Annotated in this window: 7 protein-coding genes; 3 read left to right on the top strand and 4 right to left on the bottom strand. The window is 35.8% G+C overall.

Annotated elements, in window-relative coordinates:
* Window positions 1-17: 17 nt before the first annotated feature.
* The 4 genes from P177_RS04165 to P177_RS04180 all read right to left on the bottom strand — a co-directional run bounded on the left by P177_RS04165 (window position 18) and on the right by P177_RS04180 (window position 9,300).
* A complete protein-coding gene (locus P177_RS04165) occupies window positions 18-3,389 on the bottom strand; it encodes a VCBS repeat-containing protein (RefSeq protein WP_051941706.1) in 3,372 nt (1,123 codons plus the stop codon).
* 83 nt (window positions 3,390-3,472) lie between these two features.
* A complete protein-coding gene (locus P177_RS04170) occupies window positions 3,473-4,339 on the bottom strand; it encodes a hypothetical protein (protein WP_051941707.1) in 867 nt (288 codons plus the stop codon).
* 11 nt (window positions 4,340-4,350) lie between these two features.
* Window positions 4,351-6,027 carry a SusD/RagB family nutrient-binding outer membrane lipoprotein gene (locus tag P177_RS04175; RefSeq protein ID WP_036152123.1) on the bottom strand — a complete coding sequence of 559 codons (1,677 nt, stop codon included), beginning with the start codon at window positions 6,025-6,027 and terminating at the stop codon, window positions 4,351-4,353.
* Between the two features lie 30 nt (window positions 6,028-6,057).
* Window positions 6,058-9,300 carry a SusC/RagA family TonB-linked outer membrane protein gene (locus P177_RS04180; RefSeq protein ID WP_036152125.1) on the bottom strand — a complete coding sequence of 1,081 codons (3,243 nt, stop codon included), beginning with the start codon at window positions 9,298-9,300 and terminating at the stop codon, window positions 6,058-6,060.
* A gap of 402 nt (window positions 9,301-9,702) precedes the next feature.
* On the opposite strand from P177_RS04180, the gene rpsL reads away from it, so the two are divergent.
* The 3 genes from rpsL to fusA are packed head-to-tail and all read left to right on the top strand — an operon-like array spanning window position 9,703 to window position 12,716.
* Window positions 9,703-10,077, top strand: a complete 375-nt coding sequence (rpsL, locus tag P177_RS04185) for a 30S ribosomal protein S12 (RefSeq protein ID WP_036152127.1) — start codon at window positions 9,703-9,705, stop codon at window positions 10,075-10,077.
* A 23-nt stretch (window positions 10,078-10,100) separates the two neighbouring features.
* The gene (gene rpsG, locus P177_RS04190; RefSeq protein WP_027064831.1) at window positions 10,101-10,577 is read left to right on the top strand and encodes a 30S ribosomal protein S7; all 477 of its coding nucleotides are present in this window, start codon (window positions 10,101-10,103) and stop codon (window positions 10,575-10,577) included.
* 6 nt (window positions 10,578-10,583) lie between these two features.
* On the top strand, window positions 10,584-12,716 hold the full coding sequence (fusA, locus tag P177_RS04195; protein ID WP_036152129.1) for an elongation factor G: 2,133 nt from the start codon (window positions 10,584-10,586) through the stop codon (window positions 12,714-12,716).
* The last annotated feature ends 6 nt before the right edge of the window (window positions 12,717-12,722 follow it).

Here is a 12,722-nt window from a genome sequence, read left to right on the forward strand (position 1 = left end):
TCTTATATTCAGCATGTTTAATTTTTTGTTAATTCGAAAGTTCTTAGTTTCTCGTTATTAAAACCAGTGACTAACAAAGTCTGGTCATTAAATTTTATTGATTCCATACTTTTAACATTTCCACGTAGATAAAGACCCGTTTTCTCCATGGTAGATGGTATGTAGCCATCTTTACCATTAGAAATTAAAGCCAATCCAGAAATAGCGTCTAACCTTGGTGTTTCAACTTCAGTTTCATATATATTTCCTGAAACTACGCAATCTTCAAATCCGTCATTATTTAAATCAAACAATGATATGGCTAAAGTTGGAAATAATTGAGACTCATTGGGTAGGTTGATTTTTTCAAATTTATTATTCCCTTTATTTAAAAGTAGTATAGAATTAAATTCTGTTGCTTCGTTTGAATATGCTTCCTTTAATTTCTCACCATAAATATCTTCCATGGTTGCTTGAGCAAAATCATTATAAGTAGAAAATTTATCCTTAATAAATGGCATTTGTTGGGAAGAACATTCTCTTCCTCTTACAGGTACATATGTTTCATGATATTTTTTGCTTAATACCACGTCATTTACGCCATCATTATCAAAATCATTGGCGAAAATTTTAAAAGGTTTTTCTTCACTAGCGGTAAATTTGATGTTTCTACCAACATTACCTACTATGTAATCCTTATTTCCGTCATTATTTATATCCGTTTCTTTTATTTTGAACCACCAGCCTTTGGTATGTAAAGATGAGTCACTGGTGGTTAGGCGTTCAAATTTTCCATTTTTATTTTCAAACATACCAATAGGGGTCCATTCACCTACGGCAATAAAATCTTGCCAACCATCATTATTAAAATCCGTGGTAATAATACTGTTGATTAATCCAAAATCTTCTAGCCCAGGAACAATAGCTTTAGTTACATTCTTTAATATTCCGTTATCATTTTCATAGAGAATAGATGCACTGTGCAATGGGTAATTGTGTGGTATAATTCTATTACCAACTAAAACATCATTATCACCATCTTTATCAAAATCTATGATGGTAACAGATTTACCGCTTTTGGGAAGAGATTGCAATATTGGGGTATCTAATTTTTGAAAATTACCATTGCCATCATTTAGGTATAATCTATCTGCATAATAAGATGAGCTTTCTCCGTACTCATTTCCTCCACTTACAACATAAAGGTCTAGGTCATTATCATTGTCGAAATCAAAGAATACTGATTCAGCATCCTCTTTACCTTTATCTAGTTTAAAAGATTTTGGAGTTTTTTTGATGAAGCCATTTTGAGTCTGCAGATAAATTGATCCTGACTGTCCTGACCCACCACCTACATACAGATCTTCTTTTCCGTCACTATTAACATCTCCTTTGGCCATAAACGGTCCGGTATTAGATTGTTTGTAGGGCAGTAAAATTTCTTGTGCAAAGTCATCATAGCTTGTTTCTTTGTGTCTGAAATCTAATTTGAATTCCTGATCGTTCTTTGCAATAAAAAAGGAGTTTTTATCAAAAGATGGTTTGCTGGAAATAGATTTCGCATCTGTTTCTGAAAAAGTTAGTATTGAATTTGGTTTAACATTAAATTGGTAGGCTATTTTTCCACTTGGCCATTCAATTTTAACAGTGTCTATGTTCGTTGATTTTCCGATGCCAAAATGTGCAGAATTTTCTTGAGAAGACATGTAACCCCTTACCCTTTTTATTTCTTCAAATTGATTTTTGTTGTCATGTGAGATGGTAACCTTGGCAAATGACTCTTTATTTTGATCATTGGTCTTAACTTTTAAAAAGTTTCCTAAATCATTTTCAACTGTATTGTTTTTATATAGTAGAGCTGTCTGATCAATATTGTTTAGAATCAAATCTAAATCGCCATCATTGTCAAAATCTGCTTGTGCCGCCCCATTACTAAATGTTAGTTCTTCTAAGCCCCAATTCCTGCTAATTTCTTTAAAGTCTAAATTGCCGTAATTCTTGTATATAAGATTACTTAGACTTTCAGAAGGCATTTCGTCATACAATTGTTGTTTTATGCTATTTGGGATATTGCCTTTGTATTTAACCTTGTTTTGGTATACTTTATTTTGAAAATCATTATCTAATGCATATTTACGGTACCCATTAGTAATGAAAACATCTTTTAATCCATCGTTGTCATAATCTGACATTAATACGGACCAGCTCCAATCAGAGCTTGCCATTGATGTAAGTTGAGAGATATTGGAGTAGTGATTCTTTCCTAAATTCAATTGAAGTGAATTGAACATGTATTGGTATTGAAAACCAGCAGTATTAGTGAGGTAATTAAATTTCTCTGTACTCATTGAAGCCATAAGTGTTTTGGCTCTAAAATGGTCGTTAGAAGCCATGTCTAAAACAAATATGTCTTGTAATTTATCATTGTTTATATCGGCAATATCCAAGCCCATACCATAAAATGAAATATGTTGGGTGAGTTCTTTTACCGAGTTTTTGAAACCACCATTCTTGGTATTTAGATATAGCGCGTCAGGTAAGTAATAGTCGCTAGAAATATATATGTCTAAATATCCATCTTTATTAATGTCAGAAACACATAAACCCAAGCCAAATATTGGATTTTCCAATCCTACTTCTTTCGTTACATCTAAATATTGTCCGTTTACATTTTCGTAAAAGTGACTACTGTTAAAGTATTTGGTTTCCGTTGAACTATTAACCGCTTTAAGAAGAGATATGGGGTCTAGACCATATAATTCATTTTCGTTCATTACGATGCAATCAAGATCGCCATCTTTATCGAAATCAAAAAATGCTGTTTGAGTGGAGATGCCCGGATCGTCAATTCCATATTCTTTCGCCTTTTCTGTAAAGGTATTGTCATGATTGTTAATGTATAGAAGGTTGTTTCTGTTACTCCTATTGTTAGGACCTCCTTGTGAAACATAAATATCATGCCAACCATCGTTATTGATATCTACAAAGGTTACACCATTACACCATTTTTTGTTGATGTTAATACCAGCTGTTGTAGAAATATCTTCAAATATAAAATTGCCTTTGTTTAGATATAGTTTGTTGTCTACTTGATTACCAGAAAAGAAAATGTCTAATAATCCATCATTATTTATGTCTTCAACACCTACACCTGCACCATTGTAGAAGTAATCGAAATTAAAAACATTATCATAAGTTTCTATATTTTCAACTAAATCATTACTGAAATTGATATGGCTATACTCACTAACGATACTTTCAAATATCTTAATATTCTTTGATTCATTGTTAGGGAATTCTGCTATAGTGTCTTTTTTGTTTTCAGCGCAAGACAATATCATTAATAGACATAAACTTAATAATGTTTGAATGATTATAGTTTCGCTTTTGGTCTTAGACGAATATGACATAGGAGATTATTTAACTTTATTGAAAAAAAATAGCTGCCCTAAGTGAATAGGGCAGCTATAATATAAATTAAGAATTACGTAGACTACCCGTTACAGATATTTAAAGTAATAGCTCCTATTGCTGGACTTGGTCCATCTGAAATAGCCGTCTCGCCTGTTGGAGCAATGATTTCATAAGTAACTTCAGAATCAAATGCACCAGAAACAAATTCTAATGTAAATTCTGTTGTTCCTTCAGGAACTGTAAACGCTGCAGTACCTGCACCACCATCTTCAATAGTATAAGAAGAGGCTACGCCATCGATAACAACATCTATAGATGCACCGTTCCATCCATCTCCATAACTATCAACTAAATCAATAGTGTACTCACCCGCAACTGGTGATGGTGGAATACATTTTATAACTGGACCATAGAAATATGGCGCGTTAAAGAAAGAACCTGTAATAGTACCTGTACTATCATCATTTGTAAAAGTTCTACCATCGGTTAAGGTAAGGATTAAACGAAATTGTATAGCATCGCCGCCATCAAAATCACCTTCAACTAAACCTAATTGAGATAAGGCATTTGCTAAAGTGGTTTCATAACTTGCTCTGGGTAAACCAAATTCTCCGTCAGTAAAATCTGTTGGTAAATATGTCTGAATTAAGATTTCATCTACAGTAGAATCGCCATTAGCTTCAGTGTTGTCATCAAAGCTGATATATAAATCAACTTTTTCCAATAAATCACCATCTTCATAGTCTTGCTCTTCAAAAGTAAATCCAAAACTAGTAGAGGTATCGAATCGGTCAAAAACTCCACCAGATTCAATTGTTCTTAAAACAGCACCTCTAGTGGTTTCTGCAAAGACTTCATCAATAACTTTATCGCCGTCATCACATGATGTTAATACTAGCGAAGAAACACCTATAATAGCGCCTAATATTTTATTGTTTATTTTCATTTTCTTAATTTTTAGTTAGCAGATGGGAAAGCTGGTCCAGCTGGATTAGTATCCCAAAATACTTGTGTTGATAAATCAGATTTCTGCGAAACATTCGGGTTTGTAATAACCTCTGTCTGAGGGTATAAAAATGATCTTGGAAATGAACCTGGATTTAATTCCCAGTTAGGAGCTAAAGTTGTAGGGAAGCCTGTTCTTCTATAATAGTTGAAAGCTTCAACGCCACCACCATAAAGAGCGATCCAGTATTGTTCAGATAAGATATTTGTTTGATCATCTCCTGAAGCCGCTAAGTAATCAGCAACTATACCATCAATATAAGAAGTTACTTCCGTTTCAGATGGAGCTACAGATAAATCTGCACCAGAATCTAAAGAACCAAAGCCTTGAACCTTCTCGATTGACTTAATCATAGCAGATTCTAAGAATATTGCTTTTGCTGCTGGTGTAGCAGCCATTTCAGCTTGCCAGAAATCTACATAAGAAGCCAGGAAGATTGGTTCAATACCACCGCCTCCGCCACCTAGGCCAAGACCAACAACATCAAAACTACTATCATCAAAACGTCCACCTGCCGGATAAACACCTACTGCCGTTTTTTGGAAACCATCTGGTGGTGTTCCTTCATTATTACCATGAGATCTACCCCAATAGCCATTTGGTACAGAACAATAAATGTAACCAGCATAATGAGCAGGCGGTATTGCCAATGAGCATGCAAGTAACTCTTCGTTCGCAGGTTCGCCTGCAGCACCTGGTGTTGCACTTTCTTGACGATAGAAGTAATACCTAATTCTAGGGTCATTTTTAACCAACATGTTATTCATCAACCAGTTGTTCTGGTAAAGATTAGCACCACTTGTAGTGTAATCATCTTGGTAATCAGGGTGACGCGTGTCTGGTTGTAATTCCCTTGTACCATATTGCCATTGAAAATCATCAGCTGTTTCAGTGATATAATCACCACCTGCAATAATTGAATTAAAAGAACTAGCGTCACCTGTAGTAACAGCAGCTTTTAATCTTATGGTGTTTATAAGCTTGATCCAATTTTCTGTATCGCCACCGTAGAAAAAATCATCAGCACCTTGAGTAGCTGGATCGGCAGCGAATAACGCTTCTGCTTCAGTCAATAAAGCTAAGGCCCCTGCGTAAACATCTTGTCCGTCATCTAATAACGGAGCCGGGAAGTCAACTGGATTACCAGCTTCACTTAAAGTAGCTTTTCCAAGATAATCAACCAACAATAAAAGCATGTGAGCTTTTAAAGTTTGTCCAACAGCAATGTGGAATGTATAGTCGGTATCACTTCCAGCGTCAATAGTCTTTAGGTTGGCAACATTAGGAAAAATACCTAAGTCTACATCAGATGTAAATACATCATTATTACCATCTGTACTACTATAAAGACGTTCCCAAATATCATCAAAAGTATTACCTGGGTATGTGTTAAAGTAATTACGACCTAGCATATAATCGATTCTAGTCAGTTCAGATCCGATATCATTTATGGTGTACATATTTGCTACGTAAGCAAGTTGAATTGAATTCAACAATAAATTTGGGTCTGCTTGATCTTCTGCAAGATCGTTAGGGCTAGTCCTAAGATCTAGATCTGTTGTTTCACAAGAGTTTAATAGCACTCCTGCGGTAAAAACAACGGTTATATATTTAATTATTTTTTTCATAATATTTCTATTAATTAAGATTAGCAATTTTTAAAAGGATGCTTTAATACTAACACCATATCTTCTAGAACTTGGACCGTTAATAAAGTCAAAACCTTGAGAGTTACCAACACCAGCACCTTGAATGTTAGGATCAAAATTAGCACCCTCTGGAGTGTTATAAGCATCATACCACAAGTTGAATCCTTGAGCAGTGATAGTTAGAGATCCAAAAGGTGTTCTCTCTAATGCTTTTGCAGGGAAAGTGTATCCTAATGAAAGCTCTTGTAAACGTACTACAGATGCATCATATACCTTTAATTCAGTTGGACCGAATAAGATATTGTTGAAGTAGTATGTAGAATTGTTTATCTGCTTGTTGTTTACTTCACCAGTACTTTGAGAAACACCAGGTAAAATATAAGTGTTTTCTCTATCTAAAGTTTCAGTAATTAAACCTCTACCTAATAACGTACCAATTGTGTTAGAAACGATGTCACCACCTTTTGTATGACTAATTTGAAAACCTAAATTCCAATTCTTGTAAGAAAGAGAGTTTATAATGTTCATGATATAGTCAGGGTTTGGATTACCGATAATAGGAACATTTCCATTAGCATCAACTTCAGTAGTTACATAATCACCACCATCATCTACTAAGAAATTACCATCAGCATCTCTTGCGATTGCATCGCCTACAATAACACCTAATTGCTCACCTTTTATTGCCGCATTACCACCAACGGATAAGGTTGAACTACCAGCATAAATAATAATGTCTTGCTCTTGCTCTGTTACAATAAATTTATTTTTAGTAAAGTTTGCTCTAGTATTCCAGTTAAAACCGCTTGCTTCATCACTTCTGATCCAATCAACACCTAAATCAATTTCAATACCATCACCTTCAATTTTACCAACATTACTCTGTGTAAAAGTAAATCCTGTTGATGGAGAAAGAGGCTCTCTTACAATAAGATCTTTTGTAGTTCTGTCGAAATAAGTGAAATCTAAGGAAACTCTATTACTAAAGAATTTAGATTCAAAACCAACTTCAAATTCAGAAAGAAGCTCTGGCTTCAAATCAGGATTTGCTTTAAAACCAGCAACTTGGTTAGTTGTAACTTCACCACCTTCACCATAAACTTGTGTGTTTTGCTCAACAACACTAATGGTTGGGTAAGCAGTTGGGAAAGTTGCGGACTGACCTAAACCAGCTCTCAGCTTTAAGAAATTAAGACCTTTTTCAGACTTAATGCCAGGCCATGCAGCAGTAGGCAAGAAAGAAGCACTTGCACTAGGATACGTTTGGCTGTTGTTTTCAGTAGTAAGGTTAGATACCCAGTCAGTTCTTGTTGAAGCTGTAAAGAACAACATGTTGTCATAGTCTAAGGTTACTTGACCTAAAAGACCTGCAATGTTTCTTTTTTCAGTATACTGAATAGGAGACTGGTTAGCATAATTGAAATGTCTTTGGATGTCAAAAACTATTTGTCCGGTACTTGCAACACCAGACTGATCAAAAGTAGTAGACCTTGTGGTAGCACCAACGTTAAAGGACATACCTAATTTTTCTGATAAATCGTAGTTACCATTTAATGCTAAATAATGGTCCCAAATAGTATTGTTGTTATCATATGTATTTAAGAAACCAAAAATAGCACTTGTAAATTCAACACCACCCTTGTTTGAGTATTGCTCATTTCTTTCGTTATAATAATCTAAACCTGCTCTATAGGTCATGTTAAGATTATCATTGATGTCATATTGTACAGATGCATTCCAGAAAACACGAGTTGTTAATTGAGAATATTTTGCATTGTTCGCGGTCCAACGAGGGTTAATGATATCGTTACCATTTCTATAGTAAACACTAGAGCCGTCAATTGGGTTTTGGTATGGTAAACCTAATAAGTCAACACTACGAGGTGTAAAATAAATATTACCGAAAATGGAAAGACCTGTAGTACCATTACCTTCACTCGCCGCAATTGGAGGTGAATTGTAGTCTGTTCTAGAATAATTCATAGCACCAGAAACAGTAAATTTATTTGATAGCTTAGACCTACCACCAAGTGATACGTTAGCTCTGGTTAAACCGTTACCAGGTATAAAAGACTCATCGTCTAAATAACCAAAGTTTGCATTGAAAGTTGTGTTTCCGTCTTCAGAAGCACCGTTAATGTTAACAGAAGTAGAGCTTACTGATCCCGGTTTGAAGTAATCTTCTACAGAATCATAAGGTTTCCAATCATATCTTGCGCCTTGGAATTCAGGAAAAGCTTCTCTTGTCGAAGCTACCGCAGTAGTGCTATAAGGGTGCTCTAAAGTTCCGTTTGCATCTATAGCTGATTGTCTTCCCCATCCAGAAAGACCACTTTCTTCAAAACTAGGTCCCCAATTACTAAAGAACCATCCAAATGCTTGATCAAAACCATTACCGTATTCGTCTTGATAATCTGGTAATGATGCAAATTCATTAACAAAGTAAGATTGATTAACAGTAATCTCTGTTTTCTTTTTGCCACCAACTGCAGAACCTGCTTTAGTAGTAATAAGGATTACACCGTTTTTACCTTGAGAACCATAAAGAGTTGCCGCAGCAAGACCTTTCAATACTTCAATTTTTGCGATGTTGTTTGGATCTAAATCTAAGAATCTAGAAGAACCAGTGTTACCAGTTAAGAAGTTAGAACCACTACCATTAGTGTCTTGGGCATTAGTATCACTACTAAAAGGTACACCATCAACAACAAAAAGGGCTTGGTTACTTCCACTAAAGGAACTTAAACCCCTTACCACAACGTTAGTTGCAGAACCAGACATACCACCTGCAGCAGTAATCTGTACACCAGATGCTTTACCTGATAAAACACGCGCAACATCTCCTTCTGAACGGGATTCTAAATCTTCTTCGTCTACAGATGAAACTGCAAAACCTAAAGCTTTTTTCTCACGCTTAATACCTTGAGCGGTAACAACCACTTCTTCAAGGGCTTGAGCATCTTCTTCCATCTGAACGCTTACTGTGCTACCGGCACCAACCGATTTTCTCACAGCTTTTTGACCGATGTAAGTAAATAATAATGTTTCGCCTTGAGAGGCCATAATAGAGTAGTTACCATCAAAATCTGTTTGTGTACCAGTGGTGGTACCTTCAACTACAATGTTAACCCCGGGCAAAGGTAGCCCTCCCTGATCAGTAACCGTACCGGAAACTGTTTTTTGCTGTGCAAAAGAAATATGCACAACTAACGCTAAAAGTAGCGTTAACAATCCATTTAGTTTTGTTCTCATTTTTAAATTATTTGAATTAGCTAGCGACAAACTTCACAATAATGTGTTAATAATGCAAGATAATTTTAATAAAACTTTAAGAACTTGTGGTAAAATTAGGAGTTACAGATTAAACACGAACCAGATTTAAAGTTATATAATTCAACATGGTTTTTTTTGTCATATTCGCAATTCTTCAAAAAAATACAGAAAAACTTGCGTTTTATTCAGATCGAAAATTGTATGAGATTTGGTGATTAATTCTCAGGAATTAAGAACATATTAACTATAGTTTACTTGGTGTAAAAATGAGGTAATCAAAAAAAAATAAAAATAAATTGAACTTGGTTTGAATTTTACTGAAATATTACTACATTTGCCGACCCTTAAAGTAGGGGTAATTTTTATATATTATTTAATAGTATGCCAACAATATCACAATTAGTACGAATAGGAAGAGAGACGATTACTAAGAAGAGTAAATCGGCTGCTTTGGATTCGTGTCCTCAAAGAAGGGGTGTTTGTACACGTGTTTATACTACCACGCCTAAGAAACCAAATTCAGCTATGAGAAAAGTAGCAAGGGTAAGGTTGACTAATGGTAAGGAAGTGAATGCTTACATTCCAGGAGAGGGTCACAATCTTCAAGAGCACTCGATAGTATTAGTAAGAGGCGGAAGAGTTAAAGATTTACCAGGAGTTAGGTATCATATTGTACGTGGTGCATTGGACACAGCAGGTGTGGCCGGTAGAACACAACGTAGATCTAAATATGGTGCAAAACGCCCTAAGAAGTAATTAAACTTGTTTAAAAGGAAGTAATGAGAAAAAGACAGGCAAAGAAAAGACCACTTTTACCAGATCCAAGATTTAATGATCAGTTGGTGACACGTTTCGTCAATATGATGATGTGGGATGGTAAAAAATCAGTTGCTTTTGGTGTTTTTTACGATGCAATTGATATCGTAGATGCAAAGAAGACTGATGAAGAGAAGACAGCTTTAGAGCTTTGGAAAGATGCATTAAGTAATGTAATGCCACACGTGGAAGTTAGAAGTAGAAGAGTTGGTGGTGCAACATTTCAAATTCCAATGCAAATTAGACCGGACCGTAAAATATCAACAGCTATGAAGTGGTTGATTAGTTATGCAAGAAAACGTAACGAAAAGGGTATGGCTCAAAAATTGGCTGGAGAGATTTTAGCTGCTGCAAAAGAAGAAGGTGCAGCTGTTAAGAAAAGAGTCGATACGCACAAGATGGCTGAGGCAAACAAAGCATTTTCGCACTTTAGATTCTAAATAGACATGGCAAGAGATTTAAAATTTACAAGAAATATAGGTATTGCTGCGCATATTGATGCTGGTAAGACTACTACGACAGAGCGTATACTTTTTTATACGGGTGTTAGTCATAAGATAGGTGAGGTGCATGATGGTGCTGCAACTATGGACTGGATGGAGCAGGAGCAAGAAAGAGGTATTACAATTACTTCTGCTGCTACTACATGTACATGGAAGTTTCCTTTGGAAAATGCAAAGGAATTGCCTGATACAAAAGATTATCACTTTAATATTATTGATACTCCAGGTCACGTTGATTTTACCGTAGAGGTAAATCGTTCTTTGCGTGTTTTGGATGGTTTGGTCTTTTTGTTTAGTGCTGTTGATGGTGTTGAGCCTCAATCAGAAACTAACTGGAGATTGGCTGACAATTATAAAGTTCCAAGAATAGGTTTTGTGAACAAAATGGACCGTCAAGGTTCTAATTTCCTTATGGTGTGTAAGCAAGTTAAGGAAATGTTAGGTTCTAATGCTGTGCCAATTGTACTTCCTATCGGTGATGAAGCTGATTTTAGGGGTATTGTTGATTTGGCTAAGAACAGAGCAATTGTTTGGCATGATGAAGGATTCGGTTCTACATTTGATGTGATCGATATTCCTGAAGAAATGAAAGCTGAAGTTAAGGAGTATAGAGCTGCCTTAATTGAAGCTGTTGCAGAATATGATGAGGAGTTAATGGAGAAATTCTTCGAAGACGAGGATTCTATTACTGAAGAAGAAGTACACGCTGCTTTAAGAGCTGCGGTTATGGATCGTGCAATCATTCCTATGATTTGTGGATCTTCATTTAAAAATAAAGGTGTTCAGTTTTTATTGGATGCTGTTTGTAGGTATTTGCCTTCTCCAGTAGACAAGGATGATATCGAAGGAACAAATCCTGATACAGGTGCTGTTGAAAAACGTAAGCCTAATGTTAAAGAGCCATTCTCGGCTTTAGCATTTAAGATTGCTACCGATCCTTTCGTAGGTAGATTGGCATTCTTTAGAACATATTCTGGTCGTTTAGATGCTGGATCTTATATATTGAACAATCGTTCAGGTAAAAAAGAACGTATTTCTCGTATTTATCAAATGCATTCCAATAAGCAAAATGCTATCGATTTTATCGAAGCAGGTGATATTGGTGCGGCTGTAGGTTTTAAGGATATTAAGACTGGTGATACCATGTCTGATGAAAAGCACCCAATTGTTTTGGAAAGCATGGACTTCCCGGAACCGGTAATTGGTATTGCTGTAGAGCCTAAAACGAAAGCGGATGTTGATAAGTTAGGTATGGCTTTAGCTAAATTAGCTGAGGAGGATCCTACTTTCCAAGTGAAAACTGATGAGGCTTCTGGACAGACAATTATATCTGGTATGGGTGAGCTTCACTTAGATATTATTGTTGATCGTTTAAGAAGAGAATTTAAGGTTGAAGTTAGTCAAGGTGAACCTCAAGTAGAATACAAAGAGGCGTTAACTAAAACGGCTGGACACAGAGAAACTTATAAAAAGCAATCTGGTGGTCGTGGTAAGTTTGGTGATATTGTATTTGAAATGGGTCCTGCTGATGAGGATTTCGAAGGGGAAGGACTTCAGTTTGTTGATGAAATTAAAGGTGGTCGTATTCCAAAAGAATTTATTCCATCTGTAGAGAAAGGTTTTAAAGTTGCAATGCAAAACGGACCTTTAGCTGGATATGAAATGGATTCTATGAAAGTTGTTCTTAAGGATGGATCTTTCCACCCTGTGGATTCTGATGCACTTTCTTTCGAATTAGCTGCAAAAATGGGTTACAAAGCTGCTGGTAAAGCTGCTGGTGCCGTTGTTATGGAGCCAATCATGAAGTTAGAAGTTATTACTCCTGAAGAAAACATGGGTGATATCGTTGGAGATTTAAATAGACGTAGAGGTACTATTGGTGATATGAGCGATAGAGCTGGAGCAAAAGTTGTTAAGGGTACGGTGCCATTATCTGAAATGTTTGGATATGTTACTTCTCTTAGAACATTATCTTCAGGTCGTGCGACTTCAACAATGGAATTTTCACACTATGCAGAAACTCCTTCTAATATTTCAGAAGAAGTTATCAAAGCAGCAAAAGGTATAACAGCATAAATTTAG

It is taken from the genome of Maribacter forsetii DSM 18668 (assembly GCF_000744105.1).
Lineage (GTDB): Bacteria > Bacteroidota > Bacteroidia > Flavobacteriales > Flavobacteriaceae > Maribacter > Maribacter forsetii.